Origin of the sequence: Xanthomonas euroxanthea, assembly GCF_903989455.1 — a bacterium.
Lineage (GTDB): Bacteria > Pseudomonadota > Gammaproteobacteria > Xanthomonadales > Xanthomonadaceae > Xanthomonas > Xanthomonas euroxanthea.
This window is the reverse complement of record NZ_LR861803.1, coordinates 527,043-552,719: the sequence shown is the minus strand read 5'-3', so window position 1 is coordinate 552,719 and position 25,677 is coordinate 527,043. Positions and strand designations below refer to the sequence as shown.

Here is a 25,677-nt window from a genome sequence, read left to right as displayed (position 1 = left end):
GCGTCGTCGAGACCTTGACTCGCATCGCTGCGCTGGCGCCAACGCCACTTCGCATCCAGTGACGCTGCCGGATTGCCGTCGGCGCTAAATAGGGCGTGACGTCATCGAGCGCAGGCGCAATGCCGCGCGCTCAGTCATTCGATCCTCCCCGCTCTCACTGGTGATTTCTCATGCTGCTGTCATTCCAGCGCCCTTGGCCCTTATCGATCGCGCTGTTGGCGGTGCTGGCAAGCCTGACCGGCTGCGGCAAGCCGGACACACCAGCACCGCCGGCACAGACCCGGACCGCTGCCCCAGCTGCCGCCAGCGCCGGCATCGCCTGGCGCGAAGGGGACGTCGAGGGTGCCTTTGCCGAGGCCAGGCAGAGCGGCAAGCCACTGATGCTTTATTGGGGCGCCATCTGGTGCCCACCGTGCAACCGGCTGCAGGCCACCTTGTTCAAGGATCCTGCCTTCATCGCATTGACGCACAAATTCGTGGTGGTGCATCTGAATGCGGACCTTGCAGATGCCCAGAAGTGGGGCGATCACTTTAGCGTCAAGGCATATCCCACCATCATCGTGCTGCGCCCGGATCGCAGCCAGATCACGCGCCTGGCCGGTTATAGCGACAATGCCCGCCTGACCGACGCGCTGCGGGTGGCTGCCACACGGACCACGACCTCGGAGCAATTGCTCGAGCGGGCATTGCAGACGCCGAAGGACCTGAGCGCCGACGACTGGACCCTGCTGGCCGGCTACGAGTGGTGGGGCATGGCGCGCGAGCCAACAAGAACGCACAGTGCAAGCGAGGTGCTTGAGCATTTGGCCGCCTCCGCGCCGCGGCCCGCATTGCAGCGCAGGTTCGCGCTGCTGGCGCTGTCCATTGCACCAACGCCGCCGGTGACCAGCCCGGCACATCTGGCGTTGTTGAAGGCGGTGCTGGCCGACCCGGCGGAAGTGCGCGCCAATCGCAGTGAGCTGAGCCGCTTTGCGCCGCGCCTGGTGGTGGCGTCCACCAATGATCCTGGCGAGCGCGCTGCCCTCTCCCTGGCGCTGAATCAGGCGCTGGACACGGTCTACGCCGACGCCACGCTTCCGATCGCGGACAGGATGATCACGGCCTCCACACAGGTCGATCTCGCTCGCCTGGCACAAGGTCAAACATCCGACAGCGCGCCACAGAAGCCGCAACCACCGCTGCCGGCAGCGGTGCTCGACACCGTTCGCCAGCGCGTGCAATGGGCTGTGCAGGCGGCAAAGACCGACGAAGAACGCGAGTCCGTCATCGCCGGAGCCGCCGAACTGCTGGACGCAACAGGCGACAACGCCGGTGCAGAACAACTGCTGCTGGGCGAACTGACGCGTAGCAAGACGCCTTATCACTACATGCAGTTCCTGGCCTATCTCGCCGAAGAACGCAACGATCCGAAGACGGCGGTGACGTGGCTGAAAAAGTCCTACGAAGGTTCACAAGGCCCTGCAACGCGCGTGGAGTCGGCGTTGCGGTATGCCGATGGAGTGCTCCGGCTCACCCCGCAGGACACCGCTGCCGTCGAATCCGCCGGCGCGCAGGTGATCGCGGAAGTGGCAGGCCAACCGGATCGCTACGGTCGGCGTAACCGGCAGGGCATCCAGGCGCTGGGCAGCGCGCTCAAGACCTGGAGCAGGCAGCATCGCCAGGAAGGCGGCGCGGTGCTGGCGCGCCTGCAGCAGAAGATGCAGGCCAGCTGCGACGGCAAGACCACCAGCACCTGCAGCAGCTGGCTGAGCTGAGCGGGGACGCACCGGCAGGCAGCTGCAGGCGGCGATGGCGCTGTCTCCGGTGCCTGCGGCCGCCTTCACCACCCTGCACCCGATTCCGGCGCCATCATTCGTTAGGGATCCTCCTGCGCCAACGTGGAACGTGGCCCGGCGACATCATGCTCCGGCAGATATCCCCGCCCGCGATTCTCAACCACGTCTGCCTGGGTGCGCAGGCAATACCGCACGCCGGTTCACTCCACCAATTCGAAGCTCGCCGTCACGCCTGCAGCTTCGGCCGATGGCGCCACCCACACATCGAACCCCCCCGGCTCCACCGTCGGTTTCAACGCCTGGCCGATGAACAACAGGTCCGCACGCCGCAGCACGAACTCCACCGGCGCACTGCCGCCTGCAGGCACCGTGAGCTTGCGGAAATCCTTCAGCTCGCGCACCGGCCGGGTGACGCTGGCGCTGCGGTCGCGGACATACAGTTGCACCACTTCGTCCGCATCGCGCGTGCCGTGGTTGTAGATGCGTGCGCTGATGCGCAGGCTGCCGTCGGCTGGCAGGCGCGCATCGCTCAAGCTCAGCTCGGCATAGGCGATGCGCCCATAGGTGAGCCCGTGGCCAAACGGAAACAGCGCCGCATTTGGCGCCGTCCGGTAATGCGTGGTGTAAGGCTCCAGGTCGTCCGGCTGCGGAGTGGGACGGCCGGTGGGTGGGTGGGCATAGGTGTACGGCACCTGCCCGAGCGCATGCGGGAAACTCACCGGCAAACGGCCGGACGGTGCCTGTGCACCAAGCAGGATGTCGGCCAGTGCAACGCCGGCGGCAGAGCCCAGAAACCAGGTCACCAGGATCGCCGCGCAGCCAAGCACCGGCCCCTCCAGCGCAAGCGCGCGACCGGTGCTCAGCAGGACCACGACAGGCGTGCCGGTGGCGACGACTGCCGCCAGCAACTGTCGCTGCGGCTCGGGGATGCAGATCTCACTGCGCGATTGCGCTTCGCCCGAGTAGCTCAATGGTTCGCCGATCGCCAGCAGCGCGACATCGGCACCGCTGGCGGCCGCCACCGCGGCCTGCACGCCGCCCGGCAGTGCCTGGTCAAAGTCGCAGCCGTCCACCACCTGCAGTAACTGCGGATCCTGCAGCGCATTCGCCAGTGCGGCGGCCAGCGTGTTGCGCCTGTCCTCCTCGTCGAACAGGCTCCATGGCCCGGCGTGGTTGACCCAGTCGCGCGCCATCGGCCCGATCAAGGCAATGCGCTGCCCGCTGCGGCGCAATGGCAGCAGCTCGCCATCGTTCTTCAGCAATACCACCGATTTGCAGGCGGCTTCGCGGGCCAGTGCCAAGGTGTCGGTGGTGCGCTGCGATGACTGCGCCCGTGCGGGCCGGATGCGCCGGAACGGGTCGTCGAACAGCCCCAGCGCCGCCTTGAACGCCAGCACGCGTCTTACCGACGCATCCAGCCGTGCCATCGGCACATCACCTGTGGCAACCAGGGCCGGCAGGTGCTGCAGATACAGGCCGCTTTCCATGCTGATATCCACCCCGGCCAGGAAGGCCAGCCTTGCCGCGTCACGCCCATCGACCGCAACGCCGTGCGCAATCAGTTCCTGGTCGGCCTGGAAGTCGGACACCACCAGGCCGGGATAGCCCCATTCCTGGCGCAACGTCGTATCCAGCAGCCACGCATTGGCCGTGGCCGGAATGCCCGACAGTTCGTTGAAGGCGGCCATGGTCGTGACCGCGCCGGCGGCAAACGCTGCCTGGAACGGCGGGAAATACACCTCGCGCAGGGTCCGTTCGGACACATCCACGCGGTTGTAATCCAGCCCACCCTCGGCCGCACCATAGGCGGCGAAGTGTTTGGGGCAGGCAGCCATCGCCTCGGGATGGGCCAGCCCCGCATCGCCCTGAAAGCCGCGTACCCGTGCCTGCGCAAACAGCCGTGCCAACAGCACGTCTTCGCCGGCGCCTTCCACGCCACGGCCCCAACGTGCATCGCGGGCGATATCCACCATGGGCGCGAAGGTCCAGTCCAGACCGACCGCACTGGCCTCCCTCGCCGCGGCACGCGCAGTGCGCTGTGCCAGCGCCGGCTCGAAGCTGGCTGCTTCGGCCAACGGCACCGGGAACACGGTGGTGTAGCCGTGGATCACATCGGCGGCGAACAACAGCGGAATCCGCAACCGGCTCTGCAGCGCGGCCTGCTGCAGTTGCTGATGCCAGCGTACGTTGGAACCGTTGAACACTCCGGTCAGCCGTCCGGCGCGGGCGGCAGCCAGTTGCGCGCTCCCGTCGGCAGTGCGCGTGAGTGGATTGGCGACGATCGCCTTGCCGTCCTGCTGCGCCGAACTGAACAGGCTGAGCTGGCCCGCTTTTTCCTCCACGCTCATGCGTGCGATCAATGCATCGATGAAGCCGGGCGGCCGTGCCGGACCGGCCGGCAATGCCCAGCCGGCGGGAATGCGCGCGAGCAAGGCAAGTGTGCCCGCGCCACGCAGCAGCTGGCGTCGAGTGGTGCATACGGACATAAGGATGGGGCTCGGCGGCGTCAGCCAACGCTACAGGAGCGGCAAGCCCGGGCGCAGATCCCACGTTCGCATTTGCGGCGCGTCCTTCGGGGCACCGGGCATCGTCAAATCCATCGCGTTGCACGAACAAGGATCGTCGGCCTGCACGGCAACGCACGGACTGGTGCCAAGGTTCATCAGGAGCCTCGCCCAGACATCCATCTGCTGCAGTCCTGCCTCACTGCGCGATCAGGAACACCGCATAGATGTTTTCGGTGTAGGTAATGGTGCCGGTCAGCAGGCTTTCGCCGATGCCCTGGGCTCCGGCGCTTGGCGCAGGCGGCGGCGGTGGGGCCGGTGGCGAAGGCGGCGACACCACCGAGCCTGGCTTTGGCGCTGCGGGGGCCGACCAGGTGCCTGCCTCGACACCATAGGCAAAATTGGGGGCGACATCGGAGATGCTGTAGATCCCGCCGAGCCGCACGCCGTAAGCAGCGGCCAGTCCTTGGGCCGATTCGCGCGACTGCGTGGCGGCTTCGCGCTTGAGGTCTGCACGCAAGGCAGCGGCATCGGCGTAGGCGGTCTGCATCGACAGCACCTGGACATGCTCATTGGCCTCCAAGCCGCCGAGAAAGGCACGCACATCCTTCAAGGACGTAAAGGTGCCGCGGATCTTGCGCTCCACGCGGGTGCCTTCGAAGACCGATTTACCCGCCTCGTAACGCGATTGCGGCGCAATCGACAACGCAGAGGCATACAGCGAGTCCTTGAGCACGCGGTTGCGCTGCAACCCATCCAGGACCACACGGGCGCGCTCTTCGACGAACGTGCGTGCCAGGTCGGGCTGCAAATTGGTGTTGCTGACCTTCAGATCGACGATGAACCGGTCCGGATCCACGGTCCGATAGGCCTGCCCCTTCACCAGCAAGTGCGGCTGCGAGGGCAGCGTATTGATCTGCGCTGCGCCCACGGCAGGTAGCACGAGGGCGGTGGCGAGCATCCAGCCGGCGTATCTGTTCATTGTCGTCTTCCTTGATGGCGAGTGATGCCCCTAAAGCGTGGGGTCCTGCAGAAGCGCCGCCACGTCCGCACACAGCCGATCGACCGCCGCCGGCGTGGTGGCCCATGAGGTCACGAAGCGAATGACCAGGCGGCCATCGCTGCGGGTTTCCCAGCGTTCGAAATCGTAGCGCCGGGCGAGCTGTTCGGCCTGCGCTGTGCTGACGACGATGAACTGCTGGTTGGTCGGCGAGTCGCTGGTGAACTGCACGCCAGCGGCCAGCAAGCCGGCGCGCAAGCGCTGCGCCATGGCATTGGCATGCGCGGCCAGCGCGAGGAACAGGCCGTCTTCGAACAAGGTGGCGAACTGCGACCCCAGCAGCATGCCCTTGGCCAGCAGCGCGCCGCGTTGCTTGATCAGATAGCGGAAGTCCGCCTGCAATGCGGGAGTGACGATGACCAGCGCTTCGCCGAGCAAGGCGCCGTTCTTGGTGCCGCCGATGTAGAACGCATCGGTCAGCGTGGCGATCGTCGGTAGATCCAGATCGTTGCCATCCGCTGTCAGCGCGGCGCCCAGGCGTGCGCCATCCAGGTACAGCAGCAGGTCGTGTGCGCGGCAGAAACGCGACAGCGCCTGGAGTTCGGCACGCGTGTAGATGGTGCCGCTCTCGGTGCTGTTGGAAATGTAGACCAGACGTGGTTGCACCATGTGCTCGTTGCCGTGCACGTCCAGCAACGGCTGGATCAGCGCCGGGGTCAGCTTGTCGTGCAACGCGGGCACGGCCAGCACCTTGTGGCCGGTGGCTTCGATGGCGCCGGTTTCGTGCGTGGCGATGTGCCCGGCCTCCACCGCGATCACCGCCTGATGCGGGCGCAGGAACGCCGCGATCGCCGTCAGGTTGGTCTGGGTGCCGCCGACCAGCAGATGCACGTCGGCCTGTGCCTGCGCGACTGCATTGCGAATCAATGCAGCCGCACGCGCAGTATGGCGATCGGTACCATAGCCGGCGTTCTGTTCGGCGCTGGCCTGTGCCAGGGCCTGCAGCAGGCGCGGATGCGCGCCCTCGCTGTAGTCGTTGCGGAAGCTGATGCGCATCGCGTTGCCCTGCCCGTCCATCACAACCCCTTGGCCGCCTGCGCGACCGCACGGAACAGCGCACGCCCCTTGTTCATGGTCTCCTGCCATTCCAGGTCCGGGTCGGAGTCGTAGACCACGCCGCCGCCGGCCTGCACGTACAGATACCCGTCCTGGATCACGGCGGTGCGGATCGCAATGGCGGTGTCGGCATCGCCATGCCAGCCGATATAGCCGACTGCACCGGAATAGACGTTGCGCTTGACCGGCTCCAGCTCGCGGATGATCTCCAGCGCGCGAATCTTCGGCGCGCCGCTGACGGTGCCGGCCGGGAAGGTGGCGCGCAGCACGTCGCTGTAATTCAGGCCGGCCTTGAGCGTGCCGGTGACCTCGCTGACGATATGCATCACGTGGCTATAGCGCTCGATCACGAACTGCTCGCCCACCTTGACCGTGCCCGGTTCGGCCACGCGGCCGACATCGTTACGACCCAGGTCGATCAGCATCACGTGCTCGGCGCGCTCTTTCGGGTCGGCCAGCAACTCTTCTTCCAGCGCCTTGTCCAGCTCCGGTGTTGCGCCGCGTGGGCGGGTACCGGCGATCGGACGCACGGTGACCACGCCATCGCGCAGGCGCGCCAGGATTTCCGGCGAGGAGCCAACCACCTGCGTACCGCCGACATCGAGAAAATACATGTACGGCGATGGATTGAGCGCACGCAGCGCGCGATACACATCCACCGGACGCGCGCGGAACGGCACGCGCAAGCGTTGCGACGGCACCACCTGGAAGATGTCGCCGGCACGCACGTATTCCTGCGCCTTGCGCACCACCGCGTGGTATTCCTCGCGGGTAAACGAGGAGCGGAAATCCGACTCGTCGATCGCATCGGAAATCTGCGCCTGCGGATACCCCGCGCCGCCCTGACGCAGGCGGTGCGCCAGTTCGTCCAGGCGTCGGTTGGCGCGCACATAGGCCTGCGGTTGGCGCGGGTCGGCGTGCACGATCAGGTACAGCCGGCCCTTGAGGTTGTCGAACACCGCCAGCTCTTCGGACAGCATCAGCAGGATGTCCGGCGTGCCCAGCTCATCGGGTTTGTCGCCCGTGCCCAGGCGCGGCTCGATGTACTGGATGCACTCGAAACCGAACCAGCCGACCAGGCCACCGGTGAAACCGGGCAGGCCGTCGAGCTGCGGCACCGAGTGCTCGGCGCGCAAGGCGTCGACTTCGGCCAGCGGGTCGGCGACCTCGCGGGTTTCCAGCACTTCGCCGTGCTCGCTGATTTCCAGCGTGTGCCCGCGGAAGCTGTACACGCGCCGCGCCGGCAGGCCGATGATGGAATAGCGCCCGAAGCGTTCGCCACCTTCGACCGATTCGAACAGGTAGGTGTAGGCGCCGTCGGCGAGCTTCAGATAGACCGACAGCGGCGTGTCCAGGTCGGACAGCACTTGCCGGACAACGGGGATACGGGTGTGACCTTCAGCGGCCTGGCGCTGGAACTGCTCTGCAGTGATCAAGACGACTTTCCTTCCGGGACTCTGTGGCGGGGCGGACGACGGCAACGGGCCACCATCGCCACCAGCGGCGAGCGGAAGAGAAGGAGCGTGGAGTCGTCAGGCGGGACACGCCGCTACTGTAGCGCAACTGCCGCGCAAGGGCAGCAGGCGCGAGACCAAAGCCGCGCAAATCGCGAAGCTGCGTCAGTCCGGCCTGGGTGTCTTACAGCCCGTGACACCAACACGCCGCAACACCCGCTCTATCGCTCTTCCGATTCCCCAATCCCGATTCCCGATTCCCAGCGCTCAAACGCTCCGCAACGGGCACTCCACCGGCAAATGCATCCGCAACCGCGCCGGCACGCATTCGATGCGGAAATGCAGCGAGGTCTCCGGTTCGCCATCCAGGTTCAAGGTCAGCGGCTGATGCGAGACGATCTCCAGCCACGGCAGCCGCGCGCGCACGGCCACGCGCTCCAGCGCGGCCTGTTTGCCGCCAGTGACCAGGGTACCGAGGGTGGCAGCCACTTCGCCGTTGAGCGCAGGCACGATGGTGACGTCGAGCAGGCCGTCGTCGATCAGGGCCTCCGGACACAGCGCCTGGCCGCCGCCGGCCTGGCGGCCGTTGCCCAGGCCAAGTGCAATGAACTCGCCTTCCCAACTGAAGTCCGGGCCGCTGAAGCGGGCGCTGATCGGGTCGATCCGGCCCAGCCGCGACATGCCGGTGATCAGATACGCCAGGCCGCCCAGCATCTTCTTCAGGCCTTCGTCGGTTTCGACGGTGACCTGGGTGCCGAACCCGCCGCTGGCGACGTTGGCGCACCAGTGCGGGCCGTGCTCGGCGTCGATGCGCAGCAGGTCGATCGGCTCGGCCGCACGCTCGGCGATCAGCGTCAACGCGGCGAGCGGCTCGATCGGCAGATTGGCGGCAGTGGCGAAGTCGTTGGCGGTCCCCAGCGGCACCAGGCCCAGCGACGGCAGCGTGGCGGCGTCAGCCGTGTGATGCGCCAGCGCGGCGGCCACTTCGCTCAAGGTACCGTCGCCCCCGGCCGCGATCACGGTGTGGGCGCCGTCGGCAACCGCTTCGCCGACATAGCGCTCGGCATCGCCGTCTTCCCAGGTGACCCGCACCTCGAGCTGGATGCCGCGCTCGCGCAGCGTTCCCACCGCCTCACGCAGGTCCAGGTTGTCGGTGGACTTGCCATTGAGGATCAGACGCCAGTGGGACGCGGCCATGCACGCTGCCAATGCTGTGAGGGTGGTGGCCGCAGGCTAGCAGCGGCCCGCTGCGTGCCTCGTGAATACGCAGCGTCGCCGGGCTGTCATCGGCATGTCACCGATGACCCGGAGAGTGGAAGGCCATAGCAGGGACGACGGGCGGAGGCAGGATCAGCCTCCAATTTTCCTGAAGGCCGCTCCGGTGGGGGCGGCCTTCTTCTTGCGTGCCACGGCGGCGCGGCAGGCCGCGCTCAGGTACCGGCGGCGAAGGCGGCCAGGCGCTCGCCGTCGAGCCGGTAGACGGTCCAGCCGTCCATCGGGCGCGCACCGGCCGCCTGGTAGAAGTCGATGGCCGGCTGGTTCCAGTCCAGCACCGACCATTCGAAACGCCCGCAGCCACGCTGCACGGCCAACCGGGCCAGATGCCGCAACAAGGCCAGGCCGGCGCCCTGCCCGCGCGCCTGCGGACGCACGAACAGGTCTTCCAGATACAGACCGTTGCGGCCGAGCCAGGTCGAGTAGTTGAAGAAATACACCGCAAATCCCAGCGCCTGGCCATCCTGCTCGCAGATCAGTGCATGCGCGGTGGCCCCGTCGCCGAACAGGCTGGTGCGCAGGTCCTCCGGGCTGGCCTTGACCGCATCGGGCTCGCGCTCGTACACCGCCAGTGCGGTGATCAGCTCGTGCAGCAGCTGCGCATCGTTCGGCGTGGCAGCGCGGATCTGCAGCGTGGGCGCGCTCATCGCACCGCGTCCACCGCTGCGCGCATCTGCGCGATTACCTGCGCATAGTCGGGCGCGTTGAAGATGGCCGAGCCGGCGACGAAGGTGTCGGCACCGGCCGCAGCGATCGCGCCGATGTTGTCGGCCTTGACCCCCCCGTCGATCTCCAGCCGGATCGGCTTGCCCAGCGCGTCGATCTTCTTGCGGATGGCGCGCAATTTATCCAACGCCGAGGGAATGAAGGCCTGCCCGCCGAAGCCGGGGTTGACCGACATCACCAGCACCAGATCCAGCTCGGGCAGCACCCAGTCCAGGATGTCCACCGGGGTGGCCGGGTTGAGCACCAGGCCGGCCTGGCAGCCGTGCGACTTGATCAGCTGGATCGTGCGGTGCACGTGGCGGCTGGCTTCGGGATGGAAGCTGATGGTGGTGGCGCCGGCCTCGGCGAAGTCCGGCACGATGCGATCCACCGGCTCGACCATCAGGTGCACGTCGATCGGCGCGACGATGCCGTGCTTGCGCAGCGCCTGGCACACCATCGGGCCGATGGTGAGGTTGGGCACGTAGTGGTTGTCCATCACGTCGAAGTGCACCCAATCGGCGCCGGCCTTCAGGACGTTGCTCACTTCCTCGCCCAGGCGGGCGAAATCGGCGGACAGGATGGACGGGGCAATCGCCGTCGGTTGCATGGGCAGCTCGTCAAGGAACGGGACACGCATTGTCGCAGGCACGCAACGCCAGTGCATCCGCGCCGGCCCCGCCTGCGTATGCACCTGACCGGCGCACCGCGCCCTTTCGCCAAGGACACCGCATGAAGACCACCCCGCTCGCCTCCGCTGCGCTTGTTTTGATGGCCCTGGCCCCATCCGCCTGGGCACAGACCGGCCCGGCCGACTGGTCAGGTTTCTCGATCGGCGCCAATGTCGGCGGTGCCGACGTCAGCGGCGTTTCCGGCGGCCGCTTCGGCTTCGACACCAACCTGGACGGCCGCGATGGCGACCAGGTCAGCACCCCGACCGGCGCCGATGCCTTCTCGCCCGGATTCTGCGGCGGCGCGGCGGCCGGGCGCACCCCGGCCAGCGGCTGCAGCAAGGACAAGGGCGGCGCCGAATACGGCGCGCGGCTGGGCTACGACTGGCAGGCCGGCAACTGGGTCTACGGCGTGGTCGCCGAATACACCCGCAACGACCTGCGCGACAGCGTCAGCGCCTTCAGCACCACCCCGGCGTTCTACACCTTCACCCGCCAGCTCAACCGCACCGCCGCCCTGCGCGGCCGTATCGGCTATGCCTTCGGCGCGCAGGGTGACTATCTGGCCTATGTCACCGCCGGCGTGGCACGCGGCGAGTTCGACCACAGCTTCTCCAGCAGCAACACCGCCAACAGCTTCACCAGCAGCGGCGGCGACAGCGCCGACGGCTACCAGGCCGGCCTGGGCCTGCAGCGCCGCTTGAGCGACAACGTCTCGGTCGGCGTGGAGTACCTGTTCACCCGCCTGCAGGACGAAGACACCCGCGTGCGTGTCGGCCCGGGCACCGCGCCGGCCACCAACCCGTTCCTGCGCGTCAACCCGGCCGGTACCGATCTGCGCCGCAGCGATACGGACTTCTCGTCGAATGCGGTGCGCCTGACGGCGACCTACCGCTTCTGAGTTCTGCAGCTTGCGTGACCACGCCCGACCTGCAAGGGGTCGGGCGTGCTTGATGGTGGCGCCAATGCCGATGCCGGAACGCGGCGGCTGGATCAGCGTTTGCGCAGGCGCTGGATCCGGTCGTAGGCCGCATTGATCTGGCTGGCTTTCCGCTCGGCCTGGCGGCGTGCTTCCGGCTCGGCGTTGGCCACCTTGTCCGGGTGGTAGCGCGACATCAGCCGGCGATAGGCCAGGTCGATCTCGGCAGTGGTGGCGTCCGGCTCCAGCCCCAGCGCCTCGTACGGGTTTTCGACGCGGCGCTTGAACCAGCCGGCGTCCACCGCATGCCCGATGGCCAGGCCGATCATCAGCCCGACCACCGGCGCGCCACGGAACAGCAGGGCGCCGGCCAGTGCGCCGAGCAGTTTTCCATACCAGGACATGGGCGATCGGGGGGCGGGAAGGCGGGCTGGCGATCTTACCCGAACGCCCGCCCGGCCTGGCTGACGCGGCCTGCACGCCGGCCCGCAGGCGGGCTCCAATAAATACAGCGGCGCGCACCGAAGCGCCGTACACTACGCGGCCCGCTGCCCACCCGCGGGCCCGCCGGGTCCCGGGGACAGCGTCATTGCGACGTCCTTAGGAGTGCCTGTGTCGACCACGCTGTTGCAATCCGATCTGCCCGGCCTGCCGTTGCGTCACCGTGGCAAGGTCCGCGATGTCTTCGACATTCCCCGCGAGCGCCTGCCCGCCGATGCGCCCCCGGGCGATTATCTGTTGATGGTGGCGACCGACCGCCTGTCCGCGTTCGACGTGGTGCTGCCCGACCCGATCCCCGGCAAGGGCGAGATGCTGTGCCAGGTGTCCAACTTCTGGTTCCACAAGACCGAGCACCTGATGCCCAACCACCTGGTCGACATCACCGTGGAGCAGGTGCTGCCCGAAGGTGTGGACCCGGCGCTGTATGCCAGGCGCGCGGTCGTCACGCGCAAGCTCAAGCCGGTGCCGGTGGAAGCGATCGCACGCGGCTATCTGATCGGCAGCGGCTGGAAGGATTACCAGCGCACCGGCAAGATCAGCGGCATCGAACTGCCCGACGGCCTGCGCCAGGCCGAGAAACTGCCCGAGCCGATCTTTACCCCGTCGACCAAGGCCGCGGTCGGCGACCATGACGAAAACATCGACTTCGACGCGATGGTCATGACCGTCGGCGCCGAGCTTGCCGAACGCGTCCGCGATGCCACCTTGCGCATCTATCGTTTCGCCGCCGATTTCGCCGCCGAACGCGGCATCCTGCTGGCCGATACCAAGTTCGAATTCGGCACCGATGCCGATGGCCGCCTGTACATCATGGACGAGATGCTGACCCCGGACTCGTCGCGTTACTGGCCCGCCGACCAGTACGAACTCGGCACCAGCCCGCCCAGCTACGACAAGCAGTTCGTGCGCGATTACCTGGAAACCCTGGACTGGGGCAAGACCGCCCCCGGCCCCAGCCTGCCGGCAGACGTGATCGAACGCACGCGCGCGAAATATGCCGAGGCATTGCAGCGGTTGGCGGGTATTTCGGTTGATTGAGTTTTGGAGCCCCGATTACCGGGGCTCTAATTGTACTAACGCGATCGTGACCCAAACGGCCACATACTCACGCCGCTACCGAACTCGGCAGGCCATTTCCGCTAACGTGGCAGCTGCGCGTGAAATTTTAGTCGTCAGTGACACATAGGCGTATAACCCACCTTTAAGAGGCACGCCGCTACGGCGCGCCTACCGTCCAACGAGGTCGCAATGGCTCCGTCAAGTTCTCTTCTCTGTAATTTCCCCATTTTACGCAGCTTGATGCTGCCGGGGCTGTTGATGACACTAAGCGCGTGCACTGCCGGCGAGTCGGCGGCGCCAGCCACGTCAACAGCATCGAAAGCACCCACGGAAGTGCCAGCTCCTGCACAGGCTCCCGCCAGCGGCAAATTCGCAGCATTGATTCATGCAAGCGGCGTGGAATGTAGCGACGTAGAAACCGCAAAAAACTGCACGGCTGGCAATGTGAATACAGGCGACTTTTACGACGTGGAGCTCTTGCCTGCGTGTGGCGATGACGGATTTTTCGCTGGCGTAGCGCAGGCACGGGGAGTGGATGCACTCAGTGCCGTACCCACAACTGGAAGTAACGCGGTAGCTAACGCCAACTTGGCCGAAGGCCAACTTGTCTGCATACAAGGCATTGGTCGCACCGGCCAGAATCCTCTTTATTATTATGTTGTGGCAATCCCCACGACCAGTGTTGCGAAGTGCAAGAACAATGCGTTGTGCGAGAAGTATGGCGACCGGCCGATCAAACGCTTAAAGCCCTCCGCAGGTGACGCCTGCCATGCCACCAAATCAGGTCAGTATGCTGGCGATTGTGCACAAGGGTGGGTAAGTGCCGATGCACTCGATGTGTTTTCAAACGGATTGTAAGCCTGAGTAGAACCAATCAGGTGCGACCAACCACTTAGCAAAGGAATAGCTCATGTCGGATCCAAAAATCACACGTGTAGTCAGCAGTGTCGGCACGACGCGTACGCTGGAAATGGACGACGGCAGTGTCGTCATGCGTTCCGGCGGCACCGTGTCGTGGCGTAATAACAACCCCGGCAATCTCAAGTTCGAATTTTCCGGCAGCGCCGATAAGACAGTTCATAACCCACGCACCCGCGAGCAAGCGCTCGACGCGGCGCAAGACCGTTACAAAGGCATCGTTGGCCTAGACCAGTGGGGCAATGCCGTATTCGAGAACTACGAAGCCGGACGCGCAGCCAAGATACAGTTACTAGAGCGTCGCTTTGGCGAGAAGACCGTCGAGCAGATGCTGCCCAGCTATTCGACCGCGGACTATAGTGGCCAAACCCATCACAAGGAGCAGGCAGCGGCGATCTTTGCGGAGGGCGACCGGCAAGGCGTGGACCTGCGTGAGAAAACCGTCGGACAGATGAGTGAGCGCGAGCGCGAGGTACTCGCAGATGGCATCCGTCGTTTCGAAGGCTGGCGGGCTGGCGAAGTAACGATCACCCAGCAACCTACTCATGTGCAATCCGCACCATCTGTGCAGGCGCAAACGCAAACACCGTCATCGAATGCGTCCGCCGTGACCGTACCAGCCGCTACTCATACGGCGAGAGCAGCTGGTGGCGCTGCTGTTTACAACGAAGCGTACCAACATTTTCTTGGCGAAGGCCGGCGATACGAGTACGGCCGACCGGATCATCCGCGCCCAGGCCGAGACAGCAGCCGGCTGGAGCGTGATGCGGATGGCGATGGACGCCTTGGAGTGGACTGCTCTGCTTTCGTATGGAGGGGGCTTAAGAACGCCGGGTACGATGTGCCTGGCGAAAATGCTGCTGGCTTCACTACCGCGAAGTTGTTCAACGGCACGAATACCACCTCGTATGCACGCGAGCACTTTGATGTCACCTCGGCTGCGGAAGCGCGCAAGCCAAATGGATCGCTGCATCAAGGCGACATACTGATGTTTTCGTCTCCGCAGGGACAGCATGTCGGGATATTCAAGGGTTACGATTCCAAGGGGAATATCCAGTTCATCGGTTCCCAAGGTAGCACTGGACCGGCGGAGGTAACGATTACTCCAGGCGGATATTGGGATGGCCGTGGGACGCATATCGTCGGCGCGCTCACACCTAAGCCCGAATTTCAGGTACGTGCTCCGCTACATGGCGCGGTCGAACCGAGTGAGGTACGTACACAATCGTCCACGAACGTGTCGCCACTCCATCCGACGTCAAACAACACCGCACCCCAGCCGTTGAAGCATGGCGGACGGGGAGATGAGGTCCAGTCCCTGCAGCAGGACCTCAACCGTCTCGGCGTGCGCGATGCGCAGGGCAACCGGCTTGCCGAGGATGGTCGCTTTGGCGACAACACGCGGGAGGCGGTGATTGCGTTCCAGAAGCAGCACGGACTGCAGCCCGATGGCGTGGTGGGGCGCAACACGCAGGCCGCGTTGTCCGCACAACCGGCACAGGCACAGGCAGCGCAGACGCCTGTCGCTGCGCCCAAGGGCCCGTCGCTCGACGATGCATCGCACCCGGACCATGCCTTGCACACCGCGATCCGCAGCAGGCTGCCCAGCATGATCTCCAACGAGACGGCGGCCCACGTCACGCTGCAGGCCAAGCAGAACGGGATCGATTCGGCAGACAAGCTGCAGAACGTCACCGTGCAGGATGGCAAGGCGTTCGTCATGGGCACCACGCCGGGCTTCCGTGCGGCGGTGGATCTGAACCAGCCTGCCCCCACGCTGGAGCAGACCAGTGCGCAATTGCTGGCTGGCCAGGCTTCGCAGCAGCGCGCTCAGGACGAGCAGCAGAGGGTCGCGATCGGCGGCCGCTGAGGGCTCAACGGTGCAGCACAAAAAAACCGGCCAGGTCTCTGGCCGGTTTTTTTGTGCGTGTCCTGCTCTCGCATTGCCGCCGAGAGCGATGCGGCAACCGTACCTCGGCACACACGCATCAGCGCGTTGCCTTCGCCGTTGGCCGATTGCCTGCCACCGGAGATCGACACACCTTCCAGACGTCGGTTAGACACGGCCTGCAGCGCTGACGACGTCCCACACGCAGCGCCACGTCGGGCGCTCTGCGATGCCCTCCACATCGCAAAGTGGCGCGGCGCACAGAACGCAACACAGCTGCAACTTTTCCTACTGCGCTGTCATGGACTGTGCAAGTTTATCTGCAGGCACCTGTTGCCAGTCGCGATCGGCCGTGATGCGTGTCGCCGCCGATCTTTGCATTGCACGTTTTCGGGGAGAGAGTCGTCATGCAAGTTCATGTCCTGGGCGCGGCGATCTGCTGCGCGCTATCGTTGTCTGCTGTCGCCACTGCCGCGGATCTTTCCGCGGATGCCGCGGTGTCGCGCGCGCAAACCTTGTTGGGCAATCACGCTGCGGCGCTGGCCAACCGTGCAACGGCCGATGCGTTTGTCGCGCGCGATAGCATTGTCGATGCCGACGGCAGCGAGCATGTGCGTTTCGATCGTACCTACCAGGGCCTGCCGGTCATCGGCGGCGATGTGGTGGTGCATTCGCGACGCGGAGTGATGCGTCAGTTGAGCCAGAGCATGGACACCAGCGTGCGCCCGAGCATCGTGCCGGGCATCGATGCGGACACGGCTGTGCGTGCGGCCGGTGCGCAGTTCGATCTGGCACCCGATGCAGCGCCGCGCGCAAGCCTGGCCTTGTATGCGCGCCAGGGGGCACCGCGTCTGGTTTATGAAGTGATCTACAGCGGCATCAAGCCCGACCAGACGCCGACCGAAATGCATTACATCGTCGATGCAGTCAGTCAACGCATTCTCGAGTCCTGGGACACGGTGCATACCGCCTGCGCGGGCGGCACCAGTGCGGCCGGCACCGGACGTTCGCTGTATGCGGGCAGCGTGGCATTGGCAACGACGCGTTGCAGCAGCGGGTATGAGTTGACCGATCTGAGCCGCGGCAGCGGCGCCACCTACAACATGCGCAACAGCACCTCCGGCAACGGCACGCTGGTCACCGATGCCGACAACACCTGGGGCAGCGGCGCCAATAGCGATACGGTGACCGCGGCGGTGGATGCGCATTACGGCGTCGCATTGACCTGGGACTATTTCCGCACCGCCCATGCGCGCAGCGGCATCGCCAACGATGGAGCCGGTGCACGCAGCCGGGTGCATTACGGCAGCCGCTACAACAACGCGTTCTGGCAGGACAGCTGCTTCTGCATGACCTTCGGCGATGGCGACGGCAGCACGTTCACGCCGTTGGTGTCGGTGGATGTGGCCGGCCACGAGATGACCCACGGCGTGACCAGCCGCACCGCGCGACTGGTGTATTCGGGCGAGTCGGGCGGCTTGAACGAAGCCACCTCCGACATCATGGGCGCGATGGTGGAGTATTCCGCCAACAACAGCGCGCAGCCGGGCAATTACCTGATCGGCGAGAAGATCATCCCCGGCAACAGCAGCGGGACGCTGGCGCTGCGCTACATGTTCAAGCCCAGCCTGGATGGCGACTCGCCCGATTGCTACAGCAGCAGCCTGGGTTCGCTCAACGTGCATTACAGCTCGGGCGTGGCCAACCATTTCTACTATCTGCTGGCCGAAGGCGCAGTGGTGCCGAGCGGCTTCGGGTCGGGCACCAGCTGGAACGTGACGCCGGCCGGGTTGGTCTGCAACGGCAACACGGCACTGACGGCGATCGGCCGGGCGGCGGCCAGCCGCATCTGGTACCGCGCATTGACGGTGTACATGACCTCCTCGACCAACTATGCGGCCGCACGCCGGGCGACGTTGAGCGCGGCCACCGATCTGTACGGCAGCAGCTCCACGCAGTACCGCGCGGTTGCCGCAGCGTGGAGCGCCGTGTCGGTCAACTGATGGATGCCGCCCCTGCCACGCGCGCTACGCGTGGCAGGGGCGCGTCTGCCACTGTGCCATCCGCGCGCGTATGCTTGGGTCATTCCTGGGAGGGAACATGACCGAACGCACCAAGACCGCGCGACCGATCGACCGCTATTTCGCCAGTTATTCCGACGACCATCGCAACGCGACCAATCAGCAGATCCATGTGCTGGCGGTGCCGGCGATCCTGTGGTCGGTGGTGGGCCTGCTGTGGTGCATCCCGGTCGGCGGCACCTGGTTCAGCAGCGGCGTGTGGGCGGCGTTGTCGATGTTCGCAGCCTGGTCGTACTACAACCGCCTATCGCGTCCGCTGGGGCTGGGCATGCTGGGGATCTTCTTTTTCTTCGGCTGCCTGTGCCGGTTGATCGAAGGCAGGCTCGGGCTCAGCGGCCTGTTCACCACGGCGCTGACAGTGTTCGTGCTGGCCTGGATCGCGCAGTTCGTCGGCCACCGGATCGAAGGCCGCAAGCCGAGCTTTCTAACCGACCTGACCTATCTGCTGATCGGGCCGATCTGGGTGCTGGCCAAGTTGTATCGTCAGTTGGGTTGGCGCTACTGAACACGGCTGACACGCCCAGCGCACCGCCCGGTGCCGGCGTGGTCCTGCGTTGAAGCGGCGTATGCGACTGGGCGCTGCCGCAGCTGACGCTGAGGACGCGCTATTGCTGCACCCCAGGCGTGGTCGACTGCGCGCCACGCAGCGCTGCATGGCACACAGGTGCACCTGTGGGGTATCACTCGCCGATGCCGAGCTCTTCGGGCAGCGGACGAAAGGCGCGTGGCGCGTAGCCGAAGTCGCGACGCGCCGGCTCCAGGTCGAACACCAGGTCATCGCGCATGCGCTGCAATGCGGCCGCATTGATGCCACGCAGGCGCCCCAGCCGCTGCGCGGCAGTGAGGGCAAGGCCGAACAGGCCGGGCGGCACCTGATACAGCCGCGCCGGTCGCGGCAGCGCCGCCAGCACGCGCTCCACCATCTGCGTATAGGCCAGCACCTCGCCGCCGCCGACGGCATAGCTGCGCTGCTGTGTCGCCGGCTGGGTGAGCACCGCCAGCGCGGCGCTGGCCAGATCGTCCACATGCACCGGCTGGCGCAGCCCGGTTGCGTTGGCTGGCAGCACGAAGGCGCCGGTGCGCTGCGCCAGCCCGGCGATCTGGGTGAGCGTGCGGTCGCGCCCGGCCCCATAGACCAGCGTCGGGCGCAGCACCGTCGCCGTGGCACCACGCGCCTGGGCTGCGGAAAACAGCGCCTGTTCGGCATGTGCCAGGCGCTGTGCGACATCGCGCTCGGCCGCGTCGATCGAATGTTCCTTGACCTCCAGGCTGGTGGAACCGAACGCCACAATGCGCGGAGCGCGCACCGGATTTTCGGCATACCAGCGCGCGAAATGGTCCAGCGGGCCGCAGCTGAAGATCACCTCGAAGGCCTCGCCCGCGGCAGCCGGCGTGGCCAGGTCGCCCTGCCGCCAGATCAGCCCGGAGCGCGCCGCGCGCGGCTGGCGCGACCATGCCGTCACCTGCCAGCCGCGGCCGAGCAGCCGCGTCAGCAGGCGTTCGCCGATCTGACCGCTGCCGCCGAACACCAGGGCGCGCGGCGCAGAAACGGCAGGGGACGGAGCGGGATCGGCAGCGGTCACGGGGCTTGGATGCGGTCTGGGTGATCCCAGCATAGCGAGTGACACGCAGCGGCGCGATGCTGCTGCGTTGGCGATTTGCGCATGCGCGCAGCCACGGCGTTGACGCGGGCGTCAGTCAACGGTTTGTTAAGCTCTCTGGCCTGCTCGCGAATCTTGTGTTCCCTGCATGCCTTTTCCGCTGGAAATCCTGCTCGCGCTGCCATTTGTGATGGCGGCCGCCACTGCGCTGCTCTGGCGCGTCTCCCGTTCGATCACTGCGTGGTTGGCTGCGGCCGCGCCGTTGGGCGGGCTGCTCATCCTGGCAACGCTCACACCGGCCGTGCTGCGCGGCGAGGTGGTCGGCAGCCAGCACGCGTGGTTGCCGCAGATCGGCCTGATGTTCTCGCTGCGGCTCGATGGCCTGGCGTGGATGTTCGCGCTGCTGGTGCTGGGCATCGGGTCGCTGGTGGTGCTGTATGCGCTTTACTACCTGAGTGCACGCGACAGCGCATCGCGCTTCTTTGCCTATCTGATGCTGTTCATGGGCGCGATGCTCGGCATGGTGTTGTCGGGCAATCTGCTGTTGCTGATGGTGTTCTGGGAGCTCACCAGCATCAGCTCGTTCCTGTTGATCGGCTTCTGGTCGCACCGCAAGGACGCGCGCGAAGGTGCGCGCATGGCCTTCGTGCTGACGGCCGGTGGCGGCCTGGCGCTGCTCGGCGGCATCCTGATGATCGGCGGCATCGTCGGCAGCTTTGAGCTGGATGCGGTACTGGCGGCCGGCGATCTCATTCGCGCCAGCCCGCTGTATCCGTATGCGTTGGGATTGGTGCTGCTGGGCATCTTCACCAAGAGCGCGCAGTTCCCGTTCCACTTCTGGCTGCCGCACGCGATGGCCGCGCCTACGCCGGTGTCGGCATATCTGCATTCGGCCACGATGGTGAAGGCCGGCGTGTTCCTGCTGGCGCGCCTGCATCCTGCCCTGGCCGGCACCGATCTGTTCTTCTATACGGTCACCAGCATCGGTGCGATCACGCTGCTGCTTGGCGCCTGGCACGCGATCTTCCAGCACGACCTCAAGGGCGTGCTGGCGTACTCGACCATTTCGCATCTGGGCCTGATCACGATGCTGTTCGGCCTGTCCACGCCGATGGCGGTGGTGGCCGGCGTGTTCCACATCCTCAACCACGCGGTGTTCAAGGCCTCGCTGTTCATGGCCGCCGGCATCATCGACCACGAGACCGGCACGCGCGACATGCGCAAGCTGGGCAATCTGCGCCGCCTGATGCCGGTCACCAGCGCGCTGGCGATTACCGCCTCGCTGGCGATGGCCGGCGTTCCGCTGCTCAACGGCTTCCTGTCCAAGGAAATGTTCTTTGCCGTGGCGCTGGAAACCGACGCGCCGCAGACCATGCGGGTATTGGCCAGCATCGCCGCCCTGCTGGCCGGCCTGCTCGGCGTGGCCTACAGCCTGCGCTTCGTGCACGACACCTTCTTCGGCCAGGGCCCACGCGATCTGGACACCACCCCGCACGAGCCGCCGCGCTGGATGCGGATACCGGTGGACGTGCTGGTGCTGATCTGCGTGGCCGTGGGCATCGTGCCGGCCTGGACCATTGCGCCGGTGCTGCGCGCCGGTGCCAGCGCCATCCTTGGCGAGCGCCTGCCCGACTACAGCCTGGCGCTGTGGCACGGCTGGAACTGGCCGCTGGCGATGAGCATCGCCGGCATGGTGGGCGGCACCCTGTTGTACATGGCGCTGCGCCGCACGCTGGACATGTACGCGATCCAGAACCGCTCGCCGGGCAAGGCGCTGTTCAACTGGAACCTGCGCGCCCTGTTCGCCGGTACCGTGCGCATGACCGATGCGGTCACCAACGGTAATCTGCAGCGCATGCTGATGCTGCTGGTGCTGAGCGCGGTCGTGGTGGCGCTGGTGCCGTTCCTGCAGGGCGGCGCCTTGCCGGCCTGGCCGGCGCCCACCCCGCTGCCGCTGCTGGGCTGGACGATCTGGCTGCTGATGATCGCCTGCGCCCTGGGCAGCCTGTTCCTGTACAAGCAGCGCCTGCTCGCCGTGCTGGTGCTGGGTGGCACCGGCCTGGCCGTCAGCATGACCTTCGTGTTCCTGTCGGCACCGGACCTTGCGTTGACCCAGCTGCTGGTGGAGATGGTGACGCTGGTGCTGATGCTGCTGGCGATGAATTACCTGCCCGAGCGCTCGGTGCCCGAACCTGCGCGCCTGCGCAAACTCCGCGATGCCGGCATCGCCGTGGTCGGGGGCGCCGGGCTGGCTGCGTTGGCCTACACCTTGATGACCCAGCCCAGCCACACGGTCGCCGGCGAGCTGCTGCAGCGTGCGCTGCCGGAAGCTTACGGGCGCAACGTGGTCAACGTGATCCTGGTGGATTTCCGCGGCTTCGATACCTTCGGCGAGATCACCGTGTTCGCGATCGCCGGGCTGGTGGTGCACGCGCTGCTGCGGCGCTCGCGCATGGCGCCGGAGCGCACCATGCCTGGCCCGCCGATCAAGTTGCCGGTGCCGGCCGACCTGGCGCAGATCATGTTCCCGCTGACGCTGACGGTGTCGTTGTTCCTGTTCCTGCGCGGCCATAACGCGCCCGGTGGCGGTTTTATCGCCGGGCTGGTGCTGGCGGTGCCGTTGCTGATGCAGTACGTGATCCAGGGCACCGCGTCGGTGGAATCGCGCTTCGGCTTCGACTACATCCGCCTGATCGGCATCGGCCTGCTGTGCGCGCTGGTCAGTGGCGCCGGTGCGCTGGTCTTCGGCATGCCGTTCCTGAGCAGCGGGCATCTGGAGATTCCGTTGCCGCTGCTGGGCGATCTGGAACTGGCCAGTGCGCTGGGCTTCGATATCGGCGTGTATCTGGTGGTGTTCGGCGCGGCGATGTTGATGCTGTCGATGATGGGCACGATCAAACCCTCGCGTACGCGCAGCTCCCAGCGCGGCGAGATCGACCCCACCCAGCGTTCGACACGCACCGCGGAGCAGCATTGATGGAACTGGCAGTGGCAAGCGCGATCGGCGTCCTGACCGCATTGGCGATCTACCTGTTGCTGCGCGCGCGCAGCTTCGACGTGATCCTGGGCATGACCTTCCTGTCGTATGCGACCAACCTGCTGATCTTCGCCGGTGGGCGGCTGCGTAGCGGCCAGGCGCCGGTGCTGCGCGAGGGTGTGCCGGCCGACCTGATGCACTACACCGACCCGTTGCCGCAGGCGCTGGTGCTGACTGCGATCGTGATCGCCTTCGCGATGACTGCCGTGAGCCTGGTGCTGGCGATCCGCAGCCGCAGCGACAACGGCAGCGACCATGTGGATGCGCATGAAGACGCCACCACCGGCGTGGATACGCGCGAGGCACGGCGATGAATCATCTGCTGATCCTGCCGATCCTGATCCCGATGCTGGGCGCATCGGCGTCGCTGTTCGTTGAACATCGCCGCTATGGGCCGCGCGTGCAGCGCACGGTGGCGTGGACGAGCATGGTGTTGCTGGCCGTGTCGGTGATCGCCCTGTTCGCGCGCGCCGCCGACGGCCAGGTGCTGGTGTACCTGCTCGGCGACTGGCCGGCGCGCATCGGCATCGTGCTGATGGGCGACCGCCTGTCGGCGTGGATGCTGTTAACCACCTTGATCCTGGGCGCGGCCTGCCTGCTGCATGCCTGCGCGGGCTGGGACCGGCGCGCGCCGCATTTCCATGCCTTGTTCCAGTTCCAGTTGATGGGCTTGAACGGTGCGTTCCTGACCGGCGACATCTTCAACCTATTCGTGTTCTTCGAAGTGATGCTGATCGCCTCCTACGGCCTGTTGCTCAGCGGCGGGCGCGGGCTGCAGATGCGTGTGGGCCTGCATTACGTGGTGTTCAACGTGTGTGCGTCGACCCTGTTCCTGATCGCGCTGGGCCTGCTGTTCGGCGTGTTCGGCACCTTGAACATGGCCGAGCTGTCGCAGCGCATCGCCACGTTGCCGGCGCAGGACGTGCCGCTGGCCAAGGCCAGCCTGGGCCTGTTGCTGCTGGTGTTCTGCAGCAAGGCCGCGTTGCTGCCGCTGTACCTGTGGTTGCCGGAGACCTATTCGCGTGCGCCGGCGGCGGTGGCGGCGTTGTTTGCGATCATGACCAAGGTCGGGCTGTACGCGACGCTGCGCGTGTCGGCGCTGTGGTTCGGCGCCGGTGTCGGCGCGCTGCAGGGCTTCGGTCGCCACGCATTGCTGTGGCTGGGCATCGCCACGCTGTTGATGGCCGCCTTCGGGGTGATGGCCGCATCGCGGCTGCGGGTGATGGTGTCGTATCTGGTGGTGTTCTCGGCGGCGACGTTGTTCATCGCCTTCTCGCTGGACGATGCCGGCGCATTGGGTGCGGGGCTGTACTACCTGCCGCACAGCAGCTTCGTGGCCGCGGCGTTGTTCATGGTGTCGGACCTGATCCGGCGGCGCCGCGGCAGCGCCAGCGACCGCAAGGAAGTGGTCGCGCCGCTGCCGCGGCGCGGGATGCCCGGTGCGATGTTCATGGTCGCCGCGGTGGCGGTTGCCGGGCTGCCGCCGTTGTCCGGCTTCCTGGCCAAGGCCGCGTTGCTGCAGCATGTGCCCGCCGGCTTGGTCGGGCCGGTGTGGGTCGCCATCCTCGGCAGCAGCCTGCTGGTGGTGATCGGCCTGACGCGTGCCGGCGTGCGCCTGTTCTGGCGCGTGCCCGAAGCGGTGCAGGATGTCCCCGCGCTGCAGCCGCAACGGCGTGCGCGCATGCGCCCGGTGGAAACCGCCGCCACGCTGCTGTTGCTGGGCGGGCTGGTGGCGATGACGGCCGGTGCCGGCCCGTTGATGCGCTACACCGACGCGGCCGGCGTGCAGCTGCGCGATCCCGGCGCCTACGTGGAACAGGTGCGCGCCACCACGCCGCAACGGAGGCAGCCATGAGCACGCGCATGCCGCTGCGCAGCCGGCTGCTGCCCTCGCCCTCGCTGAGCGTGACGGTCTTCATTTTCTGGCTGTTGCTCAGCGACAGCTTCGGGCCGCAGCAATGGGTGCTGGGCCTGCTGCTGGGCTGGGTGGTGCCGATCTTTGCGGCGCGCCTGGACCGCGAGTTCGCCCGCATCGGGTCGCTGCGCTCGGTGCCGCGCATGTTGCTGGTGGCCGCCGGCGACATCGTGCGCTCCAACCTCAAGGTGGCCGGCCAGGTGCTCGGCCCGGAGTCGCGCATCCACCCCGGTTTCATCTGGGTGCCGCTGGACATCGCCAACATCCACGGCATCGCCGCACTGACCAGCATGATCACCCTCACCCCCGGCACGGTGTCGGCGGCGCTCTCGGATGACCGCAAGTATCTGCTGGTGCACGTGCTGCACCTGGACGACCCGGACGCCCTGATCGCCGAGATCAAGACCCGCTACGAGAAGCCCCTGATGGAGATCTTTCCATGACCGGCCACATGTTCATCGAATCGACCATCGTCATCTGCATGCATGCGGTGGGCCTGGCCATGCTGATGGCGCTGTGGCGCCTGCTGCGCGGGCCGAGCGTGCCCGATCGCATCCTGGCACTGGACACCCTGTCCATCACCGCCATCGCCGAGCTGATGCTGCTGGGCATGTACCTGGATTCGCCGATCTACTTCGAGGCCGCGCTGGTGATCGCGATGCTGGGCTTCGGCAGCACCGTGGTGCTGAGCAAGTTCGTGCTGCGTCGGGACATCGTCGAATGATCGCGCTGACCGAATATCTGCTCAGCGCGCTGTTGCTGGTCGGCACCTTCTTCATCCTGATCGGCGCGTTCGGCCTGGTGAAGCTGTCGGACTTCTTCAAGCGCCTGCATGCGCCGACCAAGGCCAGCACGCTGGGGGTGGGCTGCGTGCTGCTGGCATCGGTGGGCTATCACCTATTCCTCGGCGTGGACCCGCAACCGCGCGAACTGCTGATCACCGTGTTCCTGTTCATCACCGCACCGATCAGCGCGCATCTGATGGCCAAGGCCGCGTTGTCGCTGATGATGGAAGACCGCCCGGAAGTGCCCAACCACGGCGACATGAAAAAGGAAGGCCTGCCCACGCCGCAGACCCAAGGCGATGTCGGCGAGAACGCCGACACCGCCAGCCAGCACGCCGGGCCGGACAAGCATCCGCACTGAGGCTTCCTGCTGCCGCGTCGGCCGGCACCGCCGTGCTGGCGCCCCGGCGCGGTTGCAGGCGGTCAGCAACAGCAGTGCGCCCATCAAACCGGGCAATCCGGTGGTCATGCAT

The 25,677-nt window shown here is 66.3% G+C and carries 22 protein-coding genes; 13 read left to right on the top strand and 9 right to left on the bottom strand.

Annotation, left to right across the window (positions count from 1 at the left end):
• The first annotated feature begins 170 nt into the window (after positions 1-170).
• Entirely contained in the window at positions 171-1,754 is a 1,584-nt protein-coding gene (locus H7A86_RS02325) for a thioredoxin family protein (RefSeq protein ID WP_119130387.1), read from the top strand.
• Positions 1,755-1,975: 221 nt separating this feature from the next.
• Here H7A86_RS02325 and H7A86_RS02320 read toward each other — a convergent pair whose 3' ends face one another.
• The 7 genes from H7A86_RS02320 to rpe form a co-directional block, all read right to left on the bottom strand.
• Positions 1,976-4,261 (bottom strand): glycoside hydrolase family 3 N-terminal domain-containing protein, encoded by a 2,286-nt coding sequence (locus tag H7A86_RS02320; RefSeq protein WP_119130385.1) that lies wholly within the window; start codon positions 4,259-4,261, stop codon positions 1,976-1,978.
• A gap of 217 nt (positions 4,262-4,478) precedes the next feature.
• On the bottom strand, positions 4,479-5,261 hold the full coding sequence (locus H7A86_RS02315; RefSeq protein WP_119130383.1) for an SIMPL domain-containing protein: 783 nt from the start codon (positions 5,259-5,261) through the stop codon (positions 4,479-4,481).
• 30 nt (positions 5,262-5,291) lie between these two features.
• Positions 5,292-6,356: a threonine aldolase family protein gene (locus H7A86_RS02310; RefSeq protein WP_119130381.1), complete on the bottom strand. Its 1,065-nt coding sequence runs from the start codon at positions 6,354-6,356 to the stop codon at positions 5,292-5,294.
• Positions 6,356-7,831: an anthranilate synthase component I gene (gene trpE / locus H7A86_RS02305; protein ID WP_104583485.1), complete on the bottom strand. Its 1,476-nt coding sequence runs from the start codon at positions 7,829-7,831 to the stop codon at positions 6,356-6,358. Before trpE ends, H7A86_RS02310 begins: the two co-directional genes overlap by 1 nt.
• Positions 7,832-8,116: 285 nt before the next feature.
• The gene (gene yegS, locus H7A86_RS02300; RefSeq protein WP_119130379.1) at positions 8,117-9,046 is read right to left on the bottom strand and encodes a lipid kinase YegS; all 930 of its coding nucleotides are present in this window, start codon (positions 9,044-9,046) and stop codon (positions 8,117-8,119) included.
• 233 nt (positions 9,047-9,279) lie between these two features.
• Entirely contained in the window at positions 9,280-9,771 is a 492-nt protein-coding gene (locus H7A86_RS02295; RefSeq protein ID WP_104583483.1) for a GNAT family N-acetyltransferase, read from the bottom strand.
• Positions 9,768-10,439 (bottom strand): ribulose-phosphate 3-epimerase, encoded by a 672-nt coding sequence (gene rpe, locus H7A86_RS02290; RefSeq protein ID WP_119130643.1) that lies wholly within the window; start codon positions 10,437-10,439, stop codon positions 9,768-9,770. Before rpe ends, H7A86_RS02295 begins: the two co-directional genes overlap by 4 nt.
• A 122-nt stretch (positions 10,440-10,561) precedes the next feature.
• Between rpe and H7A86_RS02285 the strand changes: the two genes are divergently transcribed.
• Positions 10,562-11,401 carry an outer membrane protein gene (locus H7A86_RS02285; protein WP_119130377.1) on the top strand — a complete coding sequence of 280 codons (840 nt, stop codon included), beginning with the start codon at positions 10,562-10,564 and terminating at the stop codon, positions 11,399-11,401.
• A gap of 92 nt (positions 11,402-11,493) precedes the next feature.
• Here the strand turns inward: H7A86_RS02285 and H7A86_RS02280 are convergent, their stop codons facing one another.
• Complete coding sequence (locus tag H7A86_RS02280; protein ID WP_104649147.1) at positions 11,494-11,823, bottom strand: J domain-containing protein; 330 nt, start codon at positions 11,821-11,823, stop codon at positions 11,494-11,496.
• 208 nt (positions 11,824-12,031) lie between these two features.
• On the opposite strand from H7A86_RS02280, the gene H7A86_RS02275 reads away from it, so the two are divergent.
• The 5 genes from H7A86_RS02275 to H7A86_RS02255 all read left to right on the top strand — a co-directional run bounded on the left by H7A86_RS02275 (position 12,032) and on the right by H7A86_RS02255 (position 18,371).
• Entirely contained in the window at positions 12,032-12,958 is a 927-nt protein-coding gene (locus H7A86_RS02275; protein WP_164741009.1) for a phosphoribosylaminoimidazolesuccinocarboxamide synthase, read from the top strand.
• Between the two features lie 210 nt (positions 12,959-13,168).
• Entirely contained in the window at positions 13,169-13,837 is a 669-nt protein-coding gene (locus H7A86_RS02270) for a hypothetical protein (protein WP_119130375.1), read from the top strand.
• A gap of 52 nt (positions 13,838-13,889) precedes the next feature.
• A complete protein-coding gene (locus H7A86_RS02265; RefSeq protein ID WP_119130373.1) occupies positions 13,890-15,767 on the top strand; it encodes a C40 family peptidase in 1,878 nt (625 codons plus the stop codon).
• Between the two features lie 425 nt (positions 15,768-16,192).
• Positions 16,193-17,788 carry a M4 family metallopeptidase gene (locus H7A86_RS02260; protein ID WP_119130371.1) on the top strand — a complete coding sequence of 532 codons (1,596 nt, stop codon included), beginning with the start codon at positions 16,193-16,195 and terminating at the stop codon, positions 17,786-17,788.
• 97 nt (positions 17,789-17,885) lie between these two features.
• Entirely contained in the window at positions 17,886-18,371 is a 486-nt protein-coding gene (locus tag H7A86_RS02255; protein WP_119129420.1) for an Mpo1 family 2-hydroxy fatty acid dioxygenase, read from the top strand.
• A gap of 175 nt (positions 18,372-18,546) precedes the next feature.
• On the opposite strand, the gene H7A86_RS02250 is transcribed toward H7A86_RS02255, so the two are convergent.
• Positions 18,547-19,449, bottom strand: a complete 903-nt coding sequence (locus H7A86_RS02250) for an NAD-dependent epimerase/dehydratase family protein (protein ID WP_164738982.1) — start codon at positions 19,447-19,449, stop codon at positions 18,547-18,549.
• 166 nt (positions 19,450-19,615) lie between these two features.
• Here H7A86_RS02250 and H7A86_RS02245 point away from each other — a divergent pair, with 166 nt between their 5' ends.
• From H7A86_RS02245 to H7A86_RS02220, 6 genes are read left to right on the top strand one after another with little or no spacing between them, the layout of a single operon-like run.
• Complete coding sequence (locus H7A86_RS02245; protein ID WP_119130369.1) at positions 19,616-22,444, top strand: monovalent cation/H+ antiporter subunit A; 2,829 nt, start codon at positions 19,616-19,618, stop codon at positions 22,442-22,444.
• Complete coding sequence (locus H7A86_RS02240; RefSeq protein ID WP_016901335.1) at positions 22,444-22,818, top strand: Na+/H+ antiporter subunit C; 375 nt, start codon at positions 22,444-22,446, stop codon at positions 22,816-22,818. Before H7A86_RS02245 ends, H7A86_RS02240 begins: the two co-directional genes overlap by 1 nt.
• A complete protein-coding gene (locus tag H7A86_RS02235) occupies positions 22,815-24,359 on the top strand; it encodes a monovalent cation/H+ antiporter subunit D (RefSeq protein ID WP_119130367.1) in 1,545 nt (514 codons plus the stop codon). The genes H7A86_RS02240 and H7A86_RS02235 overlap by 4 nt, the downstream gene beginning before the upstream one ends.
• Positions 24,356-24,862, top strand: a complete 507-nt coding sequence (locus H7A86_RS02230) for a Na+/H+ antiporter subunit E (protein WP_119129415.1) — start codon at positions 24,356-24,358, stop codon at positions 24,860-24,862. The genes H7A86_RS02235 and H7A86_RS02230 overlap by 4 nt, the downstream gene beginning before the upstream one ends.
• Positions 24,859-25,143, top strand: coding sequence for a K+/H+ antiporter subunit F (locus H7A86_RS02225; protein WP_016901330.1), 285 nt, complete (start codon positions 24,859-24,861; stop codon positions 25,141-25,143). The genes H7A86_RS02230 and H7A86_RS02225 overlap by 4 nt, the downstream gene beginning before the upstream one ends.
• Positions 25,140-25,565 (top strand): Na+/H+ antiporter subunit G, encoded by a 426-nt coding sequence (locus tag H7A86_RS02220; protein ID WP_115675773.1) that lies wholly within the window; start codon positions 25,140-25,142, stop codon positions 25,563-25,565. The genes H7A86_RS02225 and H7A86_RS02220 overlap by 4 nt, the downstream gene beginning before the upstream one ends.
• The last annotated feature ends 112 nt before the right edge of the window (positions 25,566-25,677 follow it).